The following is a 20753-nucleotide window of genomic DNA, read 5'->3' on the forward strand; positions in this document are numbered from 1 at the left end:
CCGTCAACGTGCACAAGCGTGTACGGGGAAACGTGCACAGCTCTAACGGTCTCGCGCCGTGGCGACCGTCAGATTGCGACCGTGGTGTTGAGATCTCCGGTACTCGCGGAGCAACGGCCGCATTTTCGTGAGCGATGTAGCAGAGAGTAACGAATTCGAGGAGACCGACACCCGATCGATTACGGACTTCGAGCGGTCAGCAGCAGATCAGGATGGCGTCCAACAGGCGGCCGTAGTCGTCACGGCGTGCTGACCGGACTACCTCCGCGACTGCTGGCGGTACCGACCGGGGGCCAAGCCGTACTCTCGTTTGAACGCTTTGGCGAAGGCGAATTCGGAGGTGTATCCGGTGCGCTGGGCGACGGTCTGTACCGGCTTGTCGCTGTCGCGCAACAGTCGCGCCGCCAGGGTCATCCGCCACCAGGTCAGGTAACCCAGCGGCGGTTTGCCGACCAGCGAGGTGAACCGGCGGGAAAAGGCCGCGCGCGACAGTCCGGCTTTCGCACCCAGCGCTTCGACCGTCCACTGCCCGGCGGGTTCCTGGTGGATATGGCGCAGCGCTGCGGTGATCGCCGGATCGCGCAGCGTCGCGGCCCACCCGGTGGCCGGGCCGTCGTCGGTTTGCTCCTCGAGCCAGGCCCGCAGGATGTACAGCAGCATGATGTCCAGCAAGGCCGACACGACCGCTTCGGTTCCGTGGCTGGGGTTGGCGATCTCGTCACCGAGCAGATTGACGGCAGCATGTAGCGGGGTGCGGTGGCCGAGACGTGCCGGAAGGTGGATGACCTCGGGCAGTTCCTCGAACAGCGGATGTGGCCGGGTCTGGTCGAGCGTGTATGCGCCGCACAGCAGGACCGTCGTGGCTCCCTCGCCGTCGTCGGCGCTCGGCGCTATCTCCCGCAGGGATCCCGAGGGTGCGCCCGTCAGGGACGTCAACGGGCTGTCGGCCAGAGCGTGCCCGCAGCCGTGCGGAAGGCACACCACATCGCCCACGCTCAGGGCGATCGCGGCGCCCGCTGGCGGGATCAGCCAGCATGTCCCTTCCAGCACCACATGGAAGCCGGCCCCGGAGAACGGCTCGGCCCGCACTCCCCACGGAGCGTGCTTGCGGATTTCACTGGAATGCGGGCGCCCCGTACGCATGACGCCGATCGCATCGCTGAGCACGTCCATCGCCAGATCGTATCGCGAGGCCGCTGCGCACAAGACGATCAGATATGAAATGGAGACGGCAAGCCATGGGGAGCGGCTCCCGACCTCCATACGCTGAGTGCGCCAAACAGATTGACCGATCGGTCTACCAGAAGGGCAGGACATGAGCCTGTACACCGCCGTCGCGACCGCGACCGGCCGCGACGGCCGCGCCTTCAGCTCAGACGGCAAGTTGGACGTCGAGCTGGCCCTCCAGAAGGAGTTGGGCGGCACCGGCGACGGCACCAACCCCGAGCAGCTCTTCGCGGCGGGCTATGCGGCCTGCTTCGCCACCTCCATGCAGTTGGTGGCGCAGAAGAAGAAGATCGACGTCACGGGCATGTCGGTCGCCGCCGAAGTCGGCCTCGTCCCCAACGGGCAGGGCGGCTTCCAGCTCGAAGTCAGCCTGCGGACGAAGCTACCGGACAGCCTGCCCCGGGAAGTCGGTCGCGAGCTCATCGAGGCCACCCACCAGGTTTGCCCGTACTCCAACGCCACGCGCGGCAATATCCCGGTCGAGTTGCTCACCGAGTAACCATCGCCCGCTGAACGCCACCCGGACATCTGCTCTGGCCTCCGCTGGAAGAACAGGCGGACCGGTTCCGCAGACCGCTTCGACGGACCGGGTCACCTGGTGGGGCAGCAGGGGCTGCAGGACGGAGTACTCGAACGTGCCGACCTTGATGCGGGCGGTCGGGTTGCGGAAGACGATGCCGTTCTTCTTCGCCCAGCCGAACAGCGACCGCAGGGCGACGAGGGTCTGGCGCCGTTCGTGCCCGTGGAGAGTCTTGACGTGGGCGAGGACGTCGTCGCGGGTGATTTCGCGCGGGTGGTCGTAGCGCTCGGACCATTCCAGCAGGGCGGGACGTACGGCGTTGAGGTAGGCCCAGACGGTGGCCTGGTGGCGGGGGCGGGTGCGTGGTCCGCCGTCGCGCAGGGTGCGGTTCCAGCTCTCGGCTTCCCGGCGGATCCCGGCAGCAAGGCCGTTGAGCCGCTTCTCCAACCAGTCCTCGTAGGACGGCCTGCGGTCGTCGACCAGGATGTTCATCGCTTCCAGGACCTCGGCGGTTCGCTCGATGCTGCTGTCCAGGGCCCGCAGCGGCGCGATGATCTCCGAGTAGCGGATGACGTCGCCCTCGGTGTGCGGGGACAGCAGCACGACCAGGGCCCGGTCTACGTCGAGACGGACGCGGCGGCTCCAGCCGCGGGCCTCGGCCAGGCCGTGCGCGAGGTGGCGTCCCCAGGCCAGCCAGGGACTGGCGGGATCGGGGTGCGCATCGCGGTCGAAGCGGTGGTAGTCGCGGGGGACGCCGTCGAACAGAACCGGCTGGCACCAGTGGCTGACCGGCCGGACAGCAGCGGGCGGTGGCGGTTTGCGTGGGCGCCCCCGTCGGCCGTGGCCTCGGGGTCGCGGCGTGGTGGAGGAGCCGCGGTGGTGGTGCATACCGATGAAGAAGAGCTGAAGGTCAGCGACCTGACGAAGCCAGGGTGCCATCACGTGCCCGGCCGAGGTCGGCTTGCCAGTGGCTATGCGGATGTTCCGGCGGGCCTGGCACCAGCACAGTCGGCAGTAGCCGGACTTCAGCGGCTGTCGCCGGCGGCAGGCCCCGCACTCGCCGGCGGCGTGCTGACGAGCGAACTGCCAGCAGGCCGGGCAGAGCCTGCCCGTGAACACGCCCCAGGCCAGGCAGCCGTCACAGCTGGTAGCGGGCTTGCGGTAGCCCTTGCGCGGACTCACTGCGTCACATCGGCGGCAGGGACCGGCTGTCCCGCCGACGCGGGACCACCGCCGGGGCCGGACCGGATGCGGCGGCCTGCTGGCCGGCCTCCTCGCCGGGGCGGCGGACCTTGTCCGGTTCGGGGATCAGCAGGTCGCCGATCTCGCAGCCGAGGACGACGCAGATGACGTCCAGGTCCTCCAGCTTGAGGGAGACCGGCTGGCCGGACCACAGCCCGGACATCTTCCCCGCCGAGATCACCAACCCGTGTTCTGCCAGGCCTCGTTGGAGCTCGGACGCCTTCCAGATACCCTTGTTCGCGGCCGTCAGCCGCAGGTTCCACCTCATCGGATGAGCCCTTCCAGCCGTTTCGCGGCTCGCTCGGTCCCGGCGACCCAAGCGTCCTCGACCCGGGTCTGCTGGACGTGGACGTATCGCATCGTTGTGGCGATCCAGGAATGTCCCAAAACCTCCTGAATCGCGAGCAAGCCCAGTCCGTTCTCATAGAGTTGGGACGCTCAGAAATGCCGCAGGACATGCGGCGTCAGCCTCTCGCCCCACCCCGGCAGATGCGCCTTGGCTGCCTCCTTGAGCCCGCCGCGCAAGGCGTCGTCGCCCACCCGACGCAAAGAGCCGTCGGCGTTCTTGCGCTTCGAAGGGAACAGCGGGGCGCCCGGGCGGGTGTGGTCGTCGTCGAACTGGCCCCAGACGTCCTCGATGAACCACCGCAGCGTGCGGTCAGCCCCGTTGATCAGCGGCACCATCCGCTCGCGCGGCCCGGAGCCGCGGGTGCCCTTGCCGTGGCGGACGTGGAGCTTGCCGAAGCGGCCCAGCTCCCACTTGATGTCGGCCAGGTCCAGCTTGCACGCCTCGCTCACCCGCAGGCCGACCCGGGACATCAGCTTCGACGCGGTGTAGTTCCGGGCGGTCGGGGCGAACTTGCGGCAAGTGGCCAGCTCGCCGCCCCAGCCGGTGAACAGCGTCCCGACCTCCGGCTTGGTCGGCGGGATCCGCAGCTGGGCATCCTTGGCCCCGCGCGGCCGGTTCATCTCGTCGATCGGGCACTCGACCACCCGGCCGGTCAACCGGTGGAGCTCGACCTTGTGCCGCAGCTCCAGGAACATGAAGTACGTCGTCAGCGCCTGCGACCGGGCCAGCCGGGTACCGCTGGGTGACTGCCGCAGCACCTTCCCGAAGTACGTGTCGGCGTCTGCGGGCTCCATGTCCCACAGCGGCCGGCCGAACCATGTGCGCATCTGGTCCAGGTGCCCGACGTCCCCGCGGATGGTGCCGTCCGCCAGACCCGCCGAGGCCCGCGCGAGGACGAATCCGGACAGCACGTCGGTCTCGAACCGCTCCAGCTCCTCCGCCGACGCGGGAGCCCAGTGTTCACGCAGGTCCCGTACGACTGCCAGCGCCGCCAACCCGAGCCCCCTCACCTTCGGTCCGACTGTGGATCGGTCGGACGAGGTGAGAACGCTTCAAGAATCCCGAAGTTACGTCACAAGGCCACAGAGCACCCGAAGGAGGAAGAACCCCCTGGCCACAGGGCCGGGGACTCAGCGGGGCTCAGGAGAACTCACGGGATGTCGCACACATCCGCGAGTGCCTGGTCGCGACCTCGCAGTCCGCCCAGATCACCGTGGCCGGCGACCCGCTCGAATGGCGCCCCCACGACTTCAGAAGGATCTTCGTGACCGACGCCATCCGCTCCGGACTGCCCCCACACATCGCCGCGAAGATCTGCGGACACGCCGCTTTGGACACGACCATGGGCTATGCCGCGATCTACCCGGAGGACGTGATCTCCCATCACCGGGCCTTCATCGCCCGCCGCAGAACCGAGCGGCCCAGCGAGGAGTACCGCGAGCTCACCGCCACCGAGTGGGACGAATTCCTGGCCCACTTCGAACTCCGCAAGGTCGCCCTGGGGACCTGCGGCCGCGACTACGCAACCCCGTGCCAGCATGAAAACGCCTGTGTCAGATGTCCCCTACTGCTCGTGGACCCAGCCCAGATGCCACGCCTCCAAGAGATCCACACCAACCTCATCGACCGCCTCCAGGAGGCCAAGGTCCAGGGCTGGCTCGGCGAGGTCGCCGCCATCGAGACCACCCTGGCTGCCGCCGCCCAGAAACTTCAGGCCATGCGTGAGCGTGCAACTCAGCCGTCCACTGTCCACCTCGGCATGCCCGACTTCCGCCGCGACACCGGACGAAGCAGCGCCAAGCCTGGGGAGTGAGCGCTGGCGTGTTCCGAATCATCGGCCGGCGAAATTCCGGGCCACTCATGGAGCCGACTCGGCAGGATGCCCGGATGGAGATCCGAGCACCTGTACTCTCACGACAGCGCCCACCCCGTGCTACACGGAGCGAAGAACAGGGTCGATCTCGGCCAGGATTTCGTGCAGCTGACGAGCCCCCAGGGAAACGCGGTCGTCAGTGTCCCGCAACATCTCCTCGCACAACTGCAGCGCGTTGTCCCGGTCCTCGGAGGAGATGCCGAACACATCGAGGATTGCGGTGTGGATCCAATCGCTGTGATTGGAGTCGGCGACTGCCAGTGCGGAGGCGACCACCGCCAACCCGATCCTGTCCTTTCGCCGAAGCACGGCTTCCGCGGTCACCCGGGTGACAAAGGTGTCACCCGGGTCGAGCACGAGCTCCAGCAATGGCCCAAGGGCCTCCTGCATCTCGGCGAAGCCTGCCAGGCCGTGACCGGCATCCGCCCGGTCACGGTAGTCGTGGCTTCGCCCGAGCTCACCGAGCGCCATGACAGCTGCATGCCGCCGATCACTGTCCACCTGGCTGCCCACCCCTCCCGCGATTTCCGGTCAAAGTACCACCGAGACACCCTCCAGATGATCGCCGGGACAGGCCCAAGGTTCGTTCCGACGGGTCAAGGCGCCATAGGCTCCAGGACATGCACAGCACCTTGACGGAGCACGCCCGGTGCCTCTACGGAGACGAGTTCGGACCGACGCCTGAGTGCGACCTCGACCACCGGGAGCACTACTTCGTCGAGGAACTGACGTTCGCTGACGCGGATTCCATCCTCGCCATGCTCCGTGAGCTCTGCCCGCACGTGGTCGATGGTCGTCTGCCGGTCTGGGTTCGCAACCTGTCCTACCGGTTGGCGCTCCTGCAGCGACCTGATGAGCCGGCGCTGATGCGCGAGGCTGCCGAGAACTTGTGGCTGCACGGACCGGACTGGGATGGCGTCGCGGCGGACCTGACGAGGCGGGCGGATGCCCTTGAGGCCAGCTGAGTTGGGCTGCGTTGTGCGAGCCGGAGGCTGATCGACACCACGGTGACGGTGCGACACACCCGGATACGCCCGGACGCCGAGACTGTTGCCCACTACTTTTAGTAACTCGCTCGCGGTTGGCCCCGTCGGTCCGTGAGCTGGGCAGTTCGGATAAGCAAGCATCAGATGCCCCGTCTTGCGGCCAGATCCCGAGCAGATGCCCCGCCTGAAGGAGATCCACGCGAACCTGCTCGACCGGCTCCAGGAAGCCAAGGAACAAGGCTGGCTCGGCGAGGTCGCCGCGATCGAGGCCAGTCTCGCCGCCGCCGAGCAGAAGCTCGCCGCGATGCGCGAGGTCGCGGCCCGGCACACCGCCGTCCACCTCGGCATGCCCGACTTCCGTGCCACCGCCGGCAGACACACCGCCGACTCAGCAGAGTGACACCTCGCCGAGGTCCGCGACACGCCCGACGACGTCCTGCTCCCTAACTTCTCCACCACTACTTTCCGTGGTGGAGACGGGCTGGAAAACCAACTGAGGTCCGAGCTGGGCTAGTTCGGATAAGAGCAGTTGGGCTCGCTGGGTCTCGTTTTGAATGCCCAAGTATGGGCATGATCAGTGATCGTGGGTCTGCGACTGCTCTACCTGATCTTCTGCCGACTGCTGGGCTGCCTCCTCCGTCTTCGTCGGCAACGGTACAGCCGTCATCCCAACGCCGCCGCAAAGCCCACGGTCCAACACATTCGCCGAACGATGGATACGGAGCGGCGCAAGCATTCCGCCCACCGGCATCCTCGGCAGCCTCGTCGATGGCGCTGGAAGGAGAGCAACGTCATCCGTACCAGGTGATGTTGCAGACATAGATGCAGTGGTGGCGTGGTACTGAGAGGAAGCTGATGAAGCCGCGTCCGCCGAGAATGTCGAATTCTCGGAGTCCGCCTTCTCGGTCGAAGGGTCGACCTACCTTTGCCGCGTCGACTCCCAGCGCGGCGAGTTCGGTCGCCAGCCGTTCGACCTCTGCCACGACGCCTGGTGCAAGTCCGTCGGCGACGTGCTCCTCGCTTGGGCTGTACTCCCAGGTCCAGTCGGTCACAGCCCGGCCTCGGCCTCCGCCGCCTTGCGGATCTGCTGAATTTCGTGGATGGCCGCCGTCGGGTCCTGTTCGGCCATATCGACAATCTGCTCGAGTTCACGGAGGTGGGCGGCGCGTTCCGGATGCCGCTCGATGGCGACGAATACGGCCCATGAGTGGACGAAGGCCCGCAGGGGTGCGAGGCTCTGTGTCTGCTGTGCGTTTGTGGTCGCCTCGAACAGGTGCTGAGTGAGCGCAGGGATTCTGCTGGGAGCGATCCGAGCGACAGCTGCGCGGAGGGCGTCAGGGGTGAGGTCAGGCATGGGGATAAGGGGTCCATACGGGCCGTCTGGCTGCGCGCTCACGATGACCTCCGGTACGTGGTTTGCTCGTCGCACCATACCGTGGGGGCGCGGCAGCCGTGGGTGACTCCAGTCTGCTCCGCACGCCGTCGCATGGCCTATCTGTCGCGGTCGGGGAGTAGCTGATTGCCGCGTTCTCCGTAGCGCGCAAGAGCGCAGTTCGGATCCGAAACGAGCGCTACGGTGCGGTACGAATGGTTGCGGAGAGTGGTCACTGGGCTGGGGGTCAAGGGGTTGCAGGTTCAAATCCTGTCGTCCCGACCAGCATCATCGCAGGTCGGAGGCCGTTTCCGCGGGTAGCGGAAGCGGCCTTAACCATGTCCGGGCTGGGAGCAAGTGGGAGCCCTCTGGGAGCCCTCGTGCTCCCAACTCGCAGATGTGTCAACCGTGTCCGATTCGTCCGTCACCCGATCCGGTAGACCTACAACGCCGTACCGCGCCCTTGTGCGCCGTCGTCAACCGTAGGCCCCCGACGTCACCCGATCGATGCGGATGCATTCTGCATCGAGAGGCATAAGAACCCCTTGTCGGCTCTCGACCCCCTTTCGGGGTGGGAGCACGGTCTCGTGCTCCCCATGCGACAAGGGGAGGGTGAACCGCTGGTGATCTCTTCGGGCCGGTTTTCGCAGGCAGCTGGCACGTGGGGTTTCTGGCTGCCGGGGTGCGCCCCGCGTCAAGGCAGGGCAAAGCCCCTTGTCGTCCGCCGGCAGATGGGGCACTCCCAGGGCGTGAGCGCCGTATCCGGCTCTGTGGCGCCGTAGCGAGACAGCCGGCAGGTGCCCTCGCGCGTTAAATAGTGTGCCAAGCGACTGCTGGGCTGGCCGCAGAGGGTCTCCGCAAGGGGGCGAGGCTCCGGCCCGGTCGTCCTTGGGATGGAGGGCCAGCGGGATGGCCGGGCCGTGCCTGGACGGTGGCGCGCGAAGTGACGAGCTGCTGGCCAGGGGATCGCGACAAATCTGGTGCTGCCGTTACGCGGTGACGGTCGGTTGAGCCTCTCAACTTGTGCCGGGTCGCGGTGCCCGGCCCTTCGCGAGGGGAACTGGATGGATACGGCAACCGTGATCCTGGCCATCGACGCGGTTTCGAAGCCGAAGGCATCGAAACCCTGAAGCCCGCCTCACGGCCTCGCGGATGAACGCGATCTGCGAGAGAGCCATCGGGACACCGCGGCCTGAACTTCTCGATCAGGTGCTGCTTCGGAACGAGACCCACGATCGGCAAGTCCTCCACGTCTACGCCCGGCCAGCGAGTAACAGGTATGTGGCCTGATCTGCCGCGACGGGTTTCTGAACGGCACACGCTGAGCGCCCGCCTCGCGCGGCAGCAGGAGGCTTACCGTGAGGAGGTGGCGAGGCTGCGCAAGGCCCTCGAAATCGCGCAGGGCGAGAGCCTCGACCTGCGCAGGCGCCTGGCCCGCTACGAGGCAGGCTGAGTCCGCAAAAGGGCATGTCCCTCCGATTGCCGACAGTCATCAAATTCCCCACCCCAAGTGGGTTCGGCGCCAGGCAATTCCCCACCCTCGCGGTCTCGTTTCTCCATGGCAGGGACAAGGCATGCTCATGTAGAGGGCTTGAAGCAGCAGGTCCTCGCCGATCCGAAGCGTTCCGCGCGATGGTCGTCTCGTGCGGCCCGGCCTCCATCCAGGGCTCGAAGCAGGACCATGGGGCCGCGGTGGCGCCACACCGGGGCCTTGGCCAGTGTGAGAGTCAGGGGGCTCTACGTTCTTGATTGGGTTGATCGAGCCATTCGTAAGGTTGGGTCGCCCAGGGGTGCTGGGTGTGGCTATCAGGCGGCTGCCGTCTCGTGGCTCCCCCCGCTTCGCCGCTCGGCACCCCACGACGACTCGGCCGCCGATTAGGAAGTGCGAACAAGTCGCTGCGTAGAGCAATGCCGGCGAGGTCGTCCGTGGCGCGAAGAGTACGAACGAGCACGTCAGGAGCACGATGAGCCGGATATGGGCGGGGATCGACAGCGGCAAGGGGCACCATCACGGCCTCGCCCTGGACGCGGACGGCAAGACGCTGTTGTCGCGACGTGTGGCCAACGATGAGCCCGAGCTGCTGAAGCTGATCGGGGATGTCCTGGACCTGGCCGACGGACGGCAGGTCACCTGGGCCATCGACATGACCGGCGGGGAACCCGCGCTGCTGCCGGCCCTGCTCCTCGGCCACGGCCAGGAAGTCCTCTACATGCCCGGCCGGCTGGTGAACCGGGCATCCGACGGCTACCGCGGCGAGGGCAAGACCGATGCCCGCGACGCCTACGTCATCGCCGACCAGGCCAGGATGCGCCGCGACCTGCGACCCATCCGCCACGGCGACGAAGCCGCCATCGAGCTGAAGCTGCTGACCGGCCGCCGGGCCGACCTGGTCGAGGACCGCACCCGCCTGGTCAACCGCCTGCGCGGCACCCTGCTGAGCATGTTCCCCGCCCTGGAGCGGGCCCTGGAGGTCACCAACACGGGCCCGCTCAGGCTGCTGACGGGCTACCAGACCCCGGCCGCGATCCGCCGGGCCGGCGTCACGCGGCTGGCGAAGTGGCTGGCCAACCGCAAGGTCCGCAGCGCGTGAGCCCTGGCCGAAGCGGCCGTTGAGGCCGCCGAGCGGCAGAACACCGCCGTCCCCGGGGAGAAGATCACCGCGAAGCTGGTCCACACCCTGGCCGAGGAGGTGATGACCCTCAACGAGCAGATCTCCGAGATGGACAAGCTCATCGAGGGCCGGTTTCGCGAGCACGAGTTCGCCGACATCGTCCTGAGCGTCCCCGGCATCGGCGCGACCCTCGGAGCCGAGTTCCTCGCTGCCGTCGGCGGCAGCCTCGACGAGTTCGACTCCCCGGACGCTCTGGCGGCCTTCGCCGGCGTCGCCCCAGCACCGAGGGATTCGGGCAAGGTCAGCGGCAACCTGCACCGGCCGGTCATCTACCACCGAAGACTCCAGCGCGTCTTCTACACCTCCGCGCTGGTCAGCGTCCGCTGCGACCCGAACTCGCGGAAGTTCTACGACCGCAAACGCGCCGAAGGCAAGAAGCACGTCCAAGCCGTGCTCGCGCTCGCCCGCCGACGCGTCAACGTCATCTGGGCTCTGATCCGTGACCGACGGTGCTACCAAGTCACACCTCCAGTGACTACGGCCGCTTGACAACAGCATTAGTGGTCAGCTCCGGAAGTCCTTCGGGGGTTGATCAGGCTGCCAGGCCGACGGAGGATTCTTCTTGTCGGTCAGCAGGTGTGTGTCGCTCGAGCAGGGCCAGCAGATCGTCCAGGTCGGAGGTGGTGAACCTCCACTGGAACGGCTGTGCGGTGGTGTTGTAGCGGTCTTCGTGCTCGGAGCCGGTCCCGGTCTGTTGGGCCGGCGCCTGCGGCAGCTAGGGTGCCGCCATGGCCACCACCCGCGCCCCTCGACCCTCCCTGGTGCAACCCAGGGGGGCGTGCTTCACGTTGTTCACCTCCCTGTTCGCTGCGGTCCTGGCGCTCGGCTCGGGGGGCGCGGCGGTGTTCTGCGCGGTGTCGGTGGCCACAGTCGACGGTGCGACCCCCGCAGTGGCGATTCCGGTGGTTCTGGCGCTGGTTGCAGCGGCCGTCGCGCTGGCCATGGTCAAGGTAGTTTTCCTTCTTTGGGACAACCGGCGCGCGACTGTGGAACTGGCCGCTGTCGGCGTCGACGCGACGGCCCTGGTCCTCTCGGCGGTCTTTTCGCCGCTGGGGGGCGAAGAGCGCCCCGACGTCCGGCTCCTTGTGCGGATCAGCGGACCCGGGTTCGAGCCGTTCGAGACCGACAACACGGTGGAGGTCCATCTATATCCCGGTGTTGCCGAGGGCGCGGTACTGCCAGCCCGGGTCAACCCGGCCAACCTCAACTTCTCGATGTAGCCGGCGCTGCCCTGACCGGCACGGATCCGTTCGGGCCGACGGCGCAGCATAGTGGTCAGCTCCGGAAGCCCTTCGGGGGTTGATCAGGCTGCCAGGGCGACGGAGGATTTTCTTGTCGGTCGGCAGGTGTGTGCCGGTCGAGCCGGGCCAGCAGATCGTCCAGGTCGGAGGTGGTGAACCTCCACTGGAACGGCTGTGCGGTGCTGTTGTAGCGGTCTTCGAATGCTCGGAGCCGGTCCCGGACCTTGCTGAGGTCAGAGAAGTTGTTGGGCGTGACAACCTTGCGCTGGACGATCGAGAAGAAGATCTCGATCTGGTTCGTCCAGGACGCGTGCACGGGGGTATGGACCATGACCGTGTTCGGAAACGCCGTGGTCAGACGGTCGATGGCCTTCTCTCCTCGGTGGGAGGAGCCGTTGTCGACGATCCAGAAGACGCATCTGGCACGCGCGTAGGGCTCTGTGGTCATGACCTGGTTGACCAGGGCCATGAAGGGCACGATGCCGGTCTTCGGTTCGCAGCGGCCGAAGACCTTCGCGCGATGGACGTCATAGGCGGCCAGGTAAGCCAGCGCACCGCCGCGGTCGTATTCGTGGTTGACACGCATCGCCCGGGCCTGCCCTGGCGCCAGGGTCGGGTGGCAACGGCAGCGCGCCTGGGTGGAGGTCTTCTCGTCCGCGGAGATCACATACTCGCCCTCGCCCAGCGGGACGCCGTCGAAGATGCGGGCGTGCAGGTCCAGCACGCGCGCGGCCTTCGGCCGGAAATCCGGGTCGCGCACGAAGATCCAGGACCGGTACTGCCAGGGCTTGATCGCGTCGTCCTTGAGCCAACGCCGCACGGTGGAGGGGGAGATCGACCCGGCAACGGACCGGGCAACCACCTCGCGAGCCAGTTCCGGACACGACCAGCGCGACAGAGGCGCGCCCGTCTCGGCGGGTAACTGGCGAGCCAGCACCTTGACTTCGGCAACCTGTAGCGGTGTGAACGAGACCGGCCGGCCAGACCGCCTACGGTCGGCGAGGGCCGACAGGCCGCCGGCGGCGAACCGGCCCCGCCACGTGCGCACCGTGTCCACGTGCATCCGGGTCTGCGCGGCTATCCGGGCGTTGGAGCGCCCCCGGGCCGCCAGCAGCACGATGGTTGCCCGCTGCCGGGCCTGATGCGGGGTCTTGCGGCCGTAGGCCATCTTCTTCAGCCGGTGGCGCTCGGCCGCGGTCAGCGCGACGGGCACGGCGGGGGCGGGGGGCACGGGATGAAGGCGGCCGATTCTTCGGGGGCGGCAGGGATCGGGCCGACACCAGGCCGTACCCGTCCCCATATCTTGCAACGGCACGCCAACGCCCCAGGCACCGTCTCGCACGTCCCGCAGGCTTTACCTCTCCGTCAACCCCCGAAGGACTTCGAGCGTCGACTAATTAGGAAGCGGGGGACGAGGGCCCGAGGATGACGATCGGCGCCTCGGCCTCGGCCGGGCGACGAGGCTTTGCTCCGAGTTGCGGCTGGTTCTTCCTCGACCGGACCTCCGCAGCAGCAGTCGCCGCTGGTGCAACTCGGGCGACTGCAGCAACCGCGAGCGCGCTCGCCCCACTACGCACGCACCAAGCACCCGCGGTGACGCGAAAAACGCCGCTCCCAAGGGATGATCAGGGCTGGCTTGCGGGCACGGTGTCCTTTGCCACCAGCGTGTTGTGGGACCAGCAGAGCCGGTAAAGGTCGACCTCGTGGAACAGGTCGCGGCTGGAACGGTAGAACTCGCAACGGGCGCCGGGCGGCCGGGGTGCGGAACGGGCGTGGTCGGGCGGGTAGGGGTAGGCACGGGCCGGCAGCAGCGGGGCGAGTTCGGTGCGCGGCCGGCCGGTGGTCAGCTCGTCGAACCGGGATGGTGGCAGCACGCTCGTCGTCAGTTGCCAGGCCAGGTAGACGGCGGCGGGCACGAAGAAGGCGGCTGCGACGACAGGCGCCGCGAAGGCGGCGGCGGAGCGGCGGCGGGCGGCGCTCCGTACGGAGACGAGCCGCTTGGCGGACTCGGAGACGGTGTCCGTGTCCGGAGCTGGGTGGAGAGCAGTCTCGGACGGCAACGCGGACCCGGTGCGACGCCCGTGGGTCCTGGCCTGTGTTCCGGGCGCCGTCCCGGGTCCCGGTGCCGGTGTTCTCGGACGGGCCGTGGCCTGGTGCGGGAGGACGGCGGTGACGCGGAACCCGCCCTGATACGGGCCGCTCCACAAGGAGCCCCCGAGAACCGTCACCCGCTCCCGAAGCCCCATCAGGCCCCGGCGGCCAACGCCAGATGTCGGGCCTTCGGCCGCCTGCGCCGGCCCGTCAGCCGGTGGAGCGGCGTTCACGACGCTCACGCGGGTACGGTCGGCCTCGTGTGTGATCCGCACCCGGATCGCACCGTCCGGCGCGTGCTTCATAGCGTTGGTGAGGGCCTCCTGCACCACCCGGTACATCCCCCGTTCGGCCAGGGGGGACAGCGTGGGCCCCGCCCCGCTCCGCTCCCAGCGCACCGGCACCCCAGAGGCGACTGCCCGTCCGAGGAGGTCCTCGATGGTGTCGTTGAAAGGCAAGCCCGCACCCGTTTCCGTCCTGGGCGGGTCGTGCAGGACTGCGACGGTCTCCCGCAGTTGCTCCACAGCGTCCGCGATCGTCCCGCGCAGCTCGGCGAGGTCGGCGCGGTCGCGGTAGGTGAGGTCGGGGGAGAGTTCCAGGGCCCCGGCGCGCAGGGCGACCAGGCTCAGGGCGTGGCCGAGGGAGTCGTGCATGTCGGCCGCGATGTCCGCGCGTTCGGTCAGCCGCGCCCGCTCGGCGACCAGGTGTTGCCGCTCTTCCAGGCTCCGGGCCAGCCGCCAGCCCTCCCGCACGAGTTCGCGTCGGCCACGCCAGTGGCGTCCGGCCAGCCAAGGCAGCAGGAGGGCGGCGGGCAGCACGGTCAGCGCGTAGAACCACCACACGGCCGGCGTCCGCAGCACCGCGCACGTCGCGAGATCGGCCGCGAGACACCCTGCGAGCACCAAGAGCGGGCGCCGTGCCGCGGTGACCCGGGCGCCCAGCAGACAACTGAGGGCGGCCAGCGACAGGACGTGGGCGTTGGCGGGGGTCGCGGAGTCAGCCATGCCCAGCGCGCACAGCCCGTTGACCAGGACGACCGCGGCCCCCGGCCGGCGGCGGGACAGCGGCACGGCCACCGCCAGGACGGCCAACGGGAGGAGCAGGTCCAGGGCCGGCGAGGCCGCGCTCGCGTCCTGGAATCCGTAGCCGGTGGCGGCGGCGAGCACGCCCCACAGGGCCACGTCGCCGCAAACGGACCTGACGGGGGGTATGCGAGTGTGCAGCATGGCGCGTCGACCGTCCTTCCGATGGCTGTCCTCACCTGCCCGTGTCGATTCTGTGGGACGGGCTGGGAGACCCGACGAGGGGGTGGGCGCGGTGAGGGCGTCCGGGCCGGTTCCGACACAGGGTCAGGCGTCCCGGCGGCGTAGCACGTACAGGCCGATCAGGTGCGCGGCCGCGGCCCACGCCGCCACGATCAGGACCGCCGTGACCGGCGTGAACGGGGCCGCGGCGCCGATGCGCATGAAGTGGTCTCCGGCTCCGTGCGGCAGATGGTCGTTGACGTCGGCGAGCGTCGGGCCTCCGAGCCCCAGGAGCACGCTCGGCAGTGCCCACAGGAGTGGGACGAGGATCGAGAGCGTGCCGGCCGGGTGGCGCGTGGCGAACGCCACCCCGACGGTCAGCACGGCGACCAACGCCTGGTAGAGACCGATCGCGAGGACCTGTCGGAGGCTCTGGCCGACCTCGAAAGAGGCCCGTCCGTCGAACGCCACCCAGGCCACCATCGTGCCCAGGACAGCGAACGTGGTGCCGACGACGAACGCGACCACGGCCGCCACCAGTGCCTTCGCCGCCTGGAACCGGTACCGCAGGGGCACCCACAGCAGAGAGGCCCGCACGCTCCCCGTCGAGTATTCGGAGGTCACCGCGACCGTGGCCAGGACGACGACGGCGAACTGGACGAGGACGGCGGAGGAGGCCGCCGCGTTCCCGACTGGCTGGACCGGATCGTCGTTGATGCGGGCGATCGAGGCGTAGTAGTAGGTGAAGACGCCAGTGATCGCGAGGCCCGCCAGAAGGCAGAAGTACGGGGATCGGACGGACCACAGTTTGGTCCACTCGGAGGCGACCGCCCCGGCGAAGCCACCGGGTGCGCCCCGGCCAGGAGTGTCGGGCACGGCCCGGGGCGGGTCCGTCCGCCTGCCGGGTGTCGTCGTCGTGGTCACTGTCGTCCCCCTTCGTTCGGCGCCGCGGCCGCGTCGGTCGTGTCCGCGCCGCTGCCGACCGTCGTGTACTCGACGCTGCGCGCGGTCAGGTCCATGTACGCCTGCTCCAGCGAGACCCGGACGTCGCTCAGCTGGTGCAGACGGACCCGGCATTGGTGGGCCAGGTCGCCGATCTCGGCGGCGGTGCGGCCCTCGACGGTGAGTTCACCGGACGCGGACGTCTCGACGCTCACCCCGTCGGCCGTCATCAGGCGGCGGACCAGCGTCGCCCGCTCCTCAGGGTCGGGCGCCAGGGCGCGCGCCGACGCGGGCGAGGCTGCGGCGAGGAACTCCGTCATGGAGGTGTCGCTCAGCAGTCGGCCCCGTCCGATGACGACGAGGTGGTCGGCCGTCAGCTGCATCTCGCTCATCAGGTGGCTGGAGAGGAACACGGTGCGTCCTTCCGCCGCCCGTTCACGCACGAGTTGGCGGATCCACCGCACGCCGTCCGGGTCGAGGCCGTTGACCGGCTCGTCCAGGACGAGCACGGGCGGGTCGCCGAGCAGGGCGCCCGCCACCCCGAGTCGCCCGCTCATGCCGAGCGAGTAGGTGCCCGCCGGCCGGCGGGCCGCCTTGGTCAGGCCGACCGTCTCCAGCACCTCGTCCACGCGGCGTACCGGAATGCCGTTGGCCCGTGCCTGGGCGACGAGGTGCGTGCGGCCGGAGCGGGCCGGGTGGACGGCACGGGCGTCCAGCATCGCCCCCACCGCGCACAGCGGCCGTCGCAGGTCCGCGTAGGGCCGGCCGGCGATCAGGGCCCGCCCACGGGTGGGGTGGTCCAGGCCCAGGATCATGCGCATCGTGGTGGACTTTCCGGCCCCGTTGGGTCCGAGGAAGCCGGTCACACGGCCGGCCTGGACGTCGAATGTCAGCTCGTCCACGGCGAGGGTGTCGCCATAGCGTTTGGTAAGTCCTTGGAGGGTTATCACGGAGTTCCTTCGTGTCGGTCGCGGACTGCGGGATGCGGCACGGGGGAGTCGGCGGTGGCGCACACCGGCCGAAGCGTGGCGGGGGCGGCCACCGCGTTGCCCGTACGGAAGCGACGCTAGGAGTCCGCGGCGCGGGCGCCCATTGGTCGAACGGCAGCAGCGTCCTGCCCTTCGTCAGGGGTGTGCCCCGCCCCGGGGTGGATCTGTGGGGCTTGCCGTTCGCACGGTGGTGCCTCGGCCGTAGGCTCGCCGTGTGGAAGAGCCGACACCGAGCAGCCGACCGGTCCGGGTCCTGGTGGCCGACGACGAGGCAATGGTCCGGGCGGGTGTGCGGGCCATTCTCGCCAGGGACCCGCAGGTCGAGGTGGTCGCCGAGGCGGGGGACGGGCACGAGGCCATCGCGCTCACCCGCCAACACCGGCCCGACGTGGTCCTGTTGGACATCCGGATGCCCGGACTGGACGGGCTGACCGCGGCGGCGCGGCTCCACCGGGAGCCGACGCCGGTCGGTGTGATCATGCTGACGACCTTCGGCCAGGACGAGTACGTCGCCCGGGCCCTGGAGGAGGGCGCCGACGGTTTCCTGCTGAAAGCGGACGACCCGAGGGAACTTCTCAACGGGGTACGGGCGGTGGGAGCGGGCGGGGCCTACCTGTCCCCGCGGGCCGCCGGCCGGGTCATTGCCAGGCTGCGCGCCCACCGGGCGGCACATCCCCACCGCTCGCTGGAGCGGCTCACGGAACGGGAGCGCAAGGTGCTGGCCGGACTCGGGGCGGGGTTGTCCAACGCGGAGATCGCGAGCCGACTGCACCTGGTCGAGGGCACGGTGAAGGCGCACGTCAGCGCGGTACTCGCTAAGCTGGGCGCGCGCAACCGGGTGGAGGCGGCCATCGCCGCGTACGAAGCCGGCCTGGTTCTGCCACGCAGTGGCTGACCCGGTGCCGGCGTTCCGCCACGTGCCGATCAGTCCTCGGCCACAGAAACCCCCGAGTATCTGGGGGTGGCGCGGCGGCGCCCGCCAGCTTGTCTCTGCCCTTGCCGGAAACTTCATTCGTGCAGGTCAAGCCGAGTTCCGGTACTCGTGGAGGATGCCGCCGAGGCGATCGCGTCGACGTATGTTGAGGCGGGCTCATGTGTCCGGGGCGTCGATCGGCGGGGGCAAGGGGTGCAGCAGTCTGGCGTTGGCGATGCCCTGGTGTGGTCGATGTCCGTTGTAGAACTGCTCGAACTCGCGCAGGGAGTGGAGGAGGTGTCGTTGGTTCCAGATCAACGTCCGGTCCAGGAGCTCGCGGCGACGGGTCTGTATCCACCTTTCCGTGATCGAGTTCATTCTTGGGATCTGGATGCCGCTGAGGACGACGTCGATCCCTGCGTCCTTGAGGACGGCATCGAAGAGGGCGGGGAACTTCCCGTCCCGGTCCCGGATCATGAACCGTGCGCGGCAGTCGAGGTCCTCGAGGTCCATGACCAGGTTCTTCGCCGCTTGTGCTACCCACGTTGCGGTCGGATATGTGGTGGCGCCCAGGACGCGGATGCGGCGACCGCCGTGTTCGATCACCACGAGCACGTACATCCGTACCCCGAAAGGGCGACTGTTTCCATGAAGTCGCAGGCCAGCAGGGCATAGCCTGATGGCGAAGAAAGGTGGCCCAGGTGCTGGAGTTCCGCTCGGGTGCTGGGTCGATGCCGGCCTCCTTCAAGATCTCCCAGACGGTGGACGCGCCCACCTTCACCCCCAGCACAAGCAGCTCACCGTGCAGACGCCTGTACCCCCAGCTCGGGTTCTCCTTCGCCGGCCGCAGCACCAGGACGCGGATCAAGCGCACCGTGCGCGGCCGTCCCGGGCGCTTGGGCTGGCAGGAGGAGGCATGGCGGCGCGCGACGAGGGTGCGGTGCCAACGCAGTACCGTGTCGGGGGCGTACGAGCAGCAGTAACCGTCGCAGGACGTGCAGTGGCAGCCGGTGCAGCAGCGCCGCCAGGAATGCCCGATCGCTGGGCGTGAACCGGACCTTGACCTTGCCGAGTTGGCGTTCCAGCACGGTGACCTGGTGGCGCAGGGCGAGGATCTCCGCGTCCTTGTCCCGGTCGGTCATCGGCAGCAGACGAAGCATCGCGAACGCGTTCGTCACACCGAGATAAGCCAGTCACAGCAGCACGGTCGATCATCTTGCCGCGGGTCAGCGCCGGCCTCGCGAGAGCGCCTGTTCTGGCGACCTCGCCGGTCGACCTCCGGTACACCGCGCGCACCACCTCCCACCAGGGCGGATGACATTTCCGGCAACCGCAGGGGCATCCGCCGTTGCGCACAGAGCATCCACGGCCGGCCGATTACTCGTGAGGAGCACGCGCGGAGGGTGCCCCCTCCACAGAGTGATCGCCCTCCGCTCCGCGTCGCCCAGTCGCTGCCTGCACCGGTGCGCCGGCCGTCGGTCAGGAGAGGTAGTCCTCCACCTCCGAGGCCGACCGCACTCCCGCCTCTTCCGGGTCCTGACCTGCGGCGACCCGAGCCCGCCGCTGCCGCAGCAGATCCCAGCACTGGTCGAGTTCGGTCTCCAGCCGGGCCAGGCGCGCGTGTTCGGTCGACTGGTCGATGCTGTCCTGCGCCAGGCGGTCACGCAGGTCCTTCTCCTGGCTGATCATTTCCGTTATGCGGCCGAGGATCTGCTTTTCGGCCTCGGCTTCGGATCCCGTCATGGCTCTCTCCCTGGACGGCGTGGCCGTTCCCGGCGACCTGGCAGCCTACCGGTCCCGCCACGGAGACTCTCGGGCGCTGAACTGCGGCGCCGCATCTTCAGACTACTGTGACCACGTCCATCAGCACGGCGCCGGATCAGTCGGTCCAGGCGTTGAACGGCATGTTCAAGCCCTCCGCCCCGGTGAGGTGGACGATGATCGAGCCCCCCTGTACCGGCTCGGGCCCCGGTGTCTCGGTCAGCCGGCCCTCTTCGCCGCCGTGCCGTCTCCCGCTGGCCGCCCGGTTCGTGCCGGTCACGCTCGACGGATCGACTCGCGAACGGCCGGCCCGGCCCCGCCGCAAACCTCGCCGCAGGGCCACGGCCGCCGACCTCTCGGCCCCCTTTCCCGCCCGGCTTCCGTGCCGAAACCGGTCGCTCCCCGCTTACCGGGACTTTCCCACGAAAGCATTTGCCACGCCCCCGGCGCGCACCAAAGTCGCGCTGGACTACTGACCAGCCGTTCCCGGAAACCAGGAGCCGTCCTGCGCGGCCACGATTCGAATCGAGGCCTACGCCACGCAGCGCAACACACTCCTGAAACTCTCGCTGCATGCAAGAATTGATGCTTGATGGACAAAGGGACGGCAGATTGACTCAACCATGACGGAATCCTGCCCGGAACAGCCGCGAGGTCCGGGCCCGAATGAACCACTGCGGCTCAGTGCCGCCGGCGCGGCCGCATCAGCCTGGATCACTGTGTTGACCACCGAGCACTACAACATGCAGACGCAACGGGCCGCCACGATCAGCGAAGCCAACGGACGGGCCAGCATTTTCCTCGGCGCCCTGTCGGCCGGCCTCATTGCTCTTGGGTTCTATGGTCGCGCCGGGCACGGTGCAGGGACGACCACCTTTTACATCCTGGTGCTGTCGTCGCTGGCGTTCTTGGGTGTGGTCACCTTTGTTCGCTGCCTGGAGATCTCTATTGACGACTGGGAGTTCAATGTCCGTATCACCAGACTTCGCGCCACGTACGCGGAACTGGTTCCCGAACTGGCCGACCTGCTCGTCGCTGTGGCCGGTCACGAGCAGGCCGTGGCCATGTTGACGCCGCGCCGACAGCCGTTTCAGCGGATGCTCAGCGTTGCGGGCAGTATTGGTGTGATCACGAGTGTCGTCATCGGTGCCGACGTTGGCGTCCTGGCCTACGGACTGCATGCCCCGCTCGCCACAGCTCTTCCCGTGGGAGTAGCGGCCGGACTCGTTATGCTCGTCGCGAGCATCCGCTTTCAAAGCTCGCACTGGAAAGGGGCTTCTGCCACCGACCCTTCTCACGGCAGCATTTAGAGCACACCCGATGCAAAGATG

20 protein-coding genes and 3 pseudogenes are annotated in these 20753 nt (G+C 68.5%); 9 read left to right on the plus strand and 14 right to left on the minus strand.

Annotated elements, in window-relative coordinates; genetic code table 11:
- Positions 1-258 precede the first annotated feature (258 nt).
- The gene (locus ACH4S9_RS15505; RefSeq protein ID WP_385349397.1) at positions 259-1173 is read right to left on the minus strand and encodes an AraC family transcriptional regulator; all 915 of its coding nucleotides are present in this window, start codon (positions 1171-1173) and stop codon (positions 259-261) included.
- Between the two features lie 142 nt (positions 1174-1315).
- Between ACH4S9_RS15505 and ACH4S9_RS15510 the strand changes: the two genes are divergently transcribed.
- Positions 1316-1726, plus strand: coding sequence for an organic hydroperoxide resistance protein (locus ACH4S9_RS15510; RefSeq protein ID WP_385349394.1), 411 nt, complete (start codon positions 1316-1318; stop codon positions 1724-1726).
- On the opposite strand, the gene ACH4S9_RS15515 is transcribed toward ACH4S9_RS15510, so the two are convergent.
- From ACH4S9_RS15515 to ACH4S9_RS15525, 3 genes and pseudogenes are all read right to left on the minus strand, one after another.
- A complete protein-coding gene (locus tag ACH4S9_RS15515) occupies positions 1610-2929 on the minus strand; it encodes a hypothetical protein (protein WP_398372206.1) in 1320 nt (439 codons plus the stop codon). The genes ACH4S9_RS15510 and ACH4S9_RS15515 overlap by 117 nt on opposite strands.
- Positions 2930-2933: 4 nt before the next feature.
- Positions 2934-3257: a helix-turn-helix domain-containing protein gene (locus tag ACH4S9_RS15520; RefSeq protein ID WP_398372208.1), complete on the minus strand. Its 324-nt coding sequence runs from the start codon at positions 3255-3257 to the stop codon at positions 2934-2936.
- Positions 3254-4165, minus strand: a pseudogene (locus ACH4S9_RS15525) (tyrosine-type recombinase/integrase). The gene ACH4S9_RS15520 and the pseudogene ACH4S9_RS15525 overlap by 4 nt, the downstream one beginning before the upstream one ends.
- Positions 4166-4551: 386 nt before the next feature.
- Between ACH4S9_RS15525 and ACH4S9_RS15530 the strand changes: the two are divergent.
- Complete coding sequence (locus tag ACH4S9_RS15530; protein ID WP_311728183.1) at positions 4552-5151, plus strand: site-specific integrase; 600 nt, start codon at positions 4552-4554, stop codon at positions 5149-5151.
- 120 nt (positions 5152-5271) lie between these two features.
- Here the strand turns inward: ACH4S9_RS15530 and ACH4S9_RS15535 are convergent, their stop codons facing one another.
- The gene (locus ACH4S9_RS15535; RefSeq protein ID WP_358848210.1) at positions 5272-5682 is read right to left on the minus strand and encodes a hypothetical protein; all 411 of its coding nucleotides are present in this window, start codon (positions 5680-5682) and stop codon (positions 5272-5274) included.
- 149 nt (positions 5683-5831) lie between these two features.
- Here ACH4S9_RS15535 and ACH4S9_RS15540 point away from each other — a divergent pair, with 149 nt between their 5' ends.
- On the plus strand, positions 5832-6176 hold the full coding sequence (locus tag ACH4S9_RS15540; protein ID WP_224284706.1) for a hypothetical protein: 345 nt from the start codon (positions 5832-5834) through the stop codon (positions 6174-6176).
- Between the two features lie 196 nt (positions 6177-6372).
- The gene (locus tag ACH4S9_RS15545) at positions 6373-6597 is read left to right on the plus strand and encodes a hypothetical protein (RefSeq protein WP_311728185.1); all 225 of its coding nucleotides are present in this window, start codon (positions 6373-6375) and stop codon (positions 6595-6597) included.
- A gap of 391 nt (positions 6598-6988) precedes the next feature.
- Here ACH4S9_RS15545 and ACH4S9_RS15550 read toward each other — a convergent pair whose 3' ends face one another.
- Complete coding sequence (locus ACH4S9_RS15550; protein ID WP_311728187.1) at positions 6989-7249, minus strand: hypothetical protein; 261 nt, start codon at positions 7247-7249, stop codon at positions 6989-6991.
- Complete coding sequence (locus tag ACH4S9_RS15555) at positions 7246-7551, minus strand: hypothetical protein (protein ID WP_385349380.1); 306 nt, start codon at positions 7549-7551, stop codon at positions 7246-7248. Before ACH4S9_RS15555 ends, ACH4S9_RS15550 begins: the two co-directional genes overlap by 4 nt.
- A 1297-nt stretch (positions 7552-8848) precedes the next feature.
- On the opposite strand from ACH4S9_RS15555, the gene ACH4S9_RS15560 reads away from it, so the two are divergent.
- From ACH4S9_RS15560 to ACH4S9_RS15570, 3 genes and pseudogenes are all read left to right on the plus strand, one after another.
- On the plus strand, positions 8849-9022 hold the full coding sequence (locus tag ACH4S9_RS15560; protein WP_311729265.1) for a hypothetical protein: 174 nt from the start codon (positions 8849-8851) through the stop codon (positions 9020-9022).
- Positions 9023-9533: 511 nt separating this feature from the next.
- A pseudogene (locus tag ACH4S9_RS15565) lies at positions 9534-10730 on the plus strand (IS110 family transposase).
- 239 nt (positions 10731-10969) lie between these two features.
- On the plus strand, positions 10970-11461 hold the full coding sequence (locus ACH4S9_RS15570) for a hypothetical protein (RefSeq protein WP_398372213.1): 492 nt from the start codon (positions 10970-10972) through the stop codon (positions 11459-11461).
- A 55-nt stretch (positions 11462-11516) separates the two neighbouring features.
- Here the strand turns inward: ACH4S9_RS15570 and ACH4S9_RS15575 are convergent, their stop codons facing one another.
- The 4 genes from ACH4S9_RS15575 to ACH4S9_RS15590 form a co-directional block, all read right to left on the minus strand.
- Positions 11517-12695 (minus strand): IS630 family transposase, encoded by a 1179-nt coding sequence (locus ACH4S9_RS15575; RefSeq protein ID WP_398372215.1) that lies wholly within the window; start codon positions 12693-12695, stop codon positions 11517-11519.
- A gap of 412 nt (positions 12696-13107) precedes the next feature.
- Entirely contained in the window at positions 13108-14799 is a 1692-nt protein-coding gene (locus ACH4S9_RS15580; protein ID WP_311729263.1) for a histidine kinase, read from the minus strand.
- A gap of 123 nt (positions 14800-14922) precedes the next feature.
- Positions 14923-15741, minus strand: coding sequence for an ABC transporter permease (locus ACH4S9_RS15585; protein WP_398372218.1), 819 nt, complete (start codon positions 15739-15741; stop codon positions 14923-14925).
- Positions 15738-16709: an ABC transporter ATP-binding protein gene (locus ACH4S9_RS15590; protein WP_385349361.1), complete on the minus strand. Its 972-nt coding sequence runs from the start codon at positions 16707-16709 to the stop codon at positions 15738-15740. The genes ACH4S9_RS15585 and ACH4S9_RS15590 overlap by 4 nt, the downstream gene beginning before the upstream one ends.
- Before the next feature lie 253 nt (positions 16710-16962).
- Here ACH4S9_RS15590 and ACH4S9_RS15595 point away from each other — a divergent pair, with 253 nt between their 5' ends.
- Complete coding sequence (locus tag ACH4S9_RS15595) at positions 16963-17643, plus strand: response regulator transcription factor (protein ID WP_311729260.1); 681 nt, start codon at positions 16963-16965, stop codon at positions 17641-17643.
- A gap of 126 nt (positions 17644-17769) precedes the next feature.
- On the opposite strand, the pseudogene ACH4S9_RS15600 reads toward ACH4S9_RS15595, so the two are convergent.
- The 3 genes and pseudogenes from ACH4S9_RS15600 to ACH4S9_RS15610 form a co-directional block, all read right to left on the minus strand.
- Positions 17770-18821: pseudogene (locus tag ACH4S9_RS15600) on the minus strand (integrase core domain-containing protein).
- A 319-nt stretch (positions 18822-19140) separates the two neighbouring features.
- Complete coding sequence (locus ACH4S9_RS15605; protein ID WP_385349358.1) at positions 19141-19404, minus strand: DUF2630 family protein; 264 nt, start codon at positions 19402-19404, stop codon at positions 19141-19143.
- A 136-nt stretch (positions 19405-19540) separates the two neighbouring features.
- A complete protein-coding gene (locus ACH4S9_RS15610; RefSeq protein ID WP_385349355.1) occupies positions 19541-19702 on the minus strand; it encodes a hypothetical protein in 162 nt (53 codons plus the stop codon).
- 439 nt (positions 19703-20141) lie between these two features.
- On the opposite strand from ACH4S9_RS15610, the gene ACH4S9_RS15615 reads away from it, so the two are divergent.
- Complete coding sequence (locus tag ACH4S9_RS15615; protein WP_398372222.1) at positions 20142-20732, plus strand: hypothetical protein; 591 nt, start codon at positions 20142-20144, stop codon at positions 20730-20732.
- The last annotated feature ends 21 nt before the right edge of the window (positions 20733-20753 follow it).

Origin of the sequence: Streptomyces sp. NPDC021225 (genome assembly GCF_044332865.1) — a bacterium.
Lineage (GTDB): Bacteria > Actinomycetota > Actinomycetes > Streptomycetales > Streptomycetaceae > Streptomyces.

Bases quoted from the DNA above. Each gene is read 5' to 3' on its own strand.
- ACH4S9_RS15505 (WP_385349397.1), bottom strand. From the start codon at position 1,173: ATGGACGTGCTCAGCGATGCGATCGGCGTCATGCGTACGGGGCGCCCG.
- ACH4S9_RS15510 (WP_385349394.1), top strand. From the start codon at position 1,316: ATGAGCCTGTACACCGCCGTCGCGACCGCGACCGGCCGCGACGGCCGC.
- ACH4S9_RS15520 (WP_398372208.1), bottom strand. From the start codon at position 3,257: ATGAGGTGGAACCTGCGGCTGACGGCCGCGAACAAGGGTATCTGGAAG.
- ACH4S9_RS15535 (WP_358848210.1), bottom strand. From the start codon at position 5,682: ATGGCGCTCGGTGAGCTCGGGCGAAGCCACGACTACCGTGACCGGGCG.
- ACH4S9_RS15540 (WP_224284706.1), top strand. From the start codon at position 5,832: ATGCACAGCACCTTGACGGAGCACGCCCGGTGCCTCTACGGAGACGAG.
- ACH4S9_RS15545 (WP_311728185.1), top strand. From the start codon at position 6,373: ATGCCCCGCCTGAAGGAGATCCACGCGAACCTGCTCGACCGGCTCCAG.
- ACH4S9_RS15555 (WP_385349380.1), bottom strand. From the start codon at position 7,551: ATGCCTGACCTCACCCCTGACGCCCTCCGCGCAGCTGTCGCTCGGATC.
- ACH4S9_RS15560 (WP_311729265.1), top strand. From the start codon at position 8,849: ATGTGGCCTGATCTGCCGCGACGGGTTTCTGAACGGCACACGCTGAGC.
- ACH4S9_RS15570 (WP_398372213.1), top strand. From the start codon at position 10,970: ATGGCCACCACCCGCGCCCCTCGACCCTCCCTGGTGCAACCCAGGGGG.
- ACH4S9_RS15580 (WP_311729263.1), bottom strand. From the start codon at position 14,799: ATGCTGCACACTCGCATACCCCCCGTCAGGTCCGTTTGCGGCGACGTG.
- ACH4S9_RS15605 (WP_385349358.1), bottom strand. From the start codon at position 19,404: ATGACGGGATCCGAAGCCGAGGCCGAAAAGCAGATCCTCGGCCGCATA.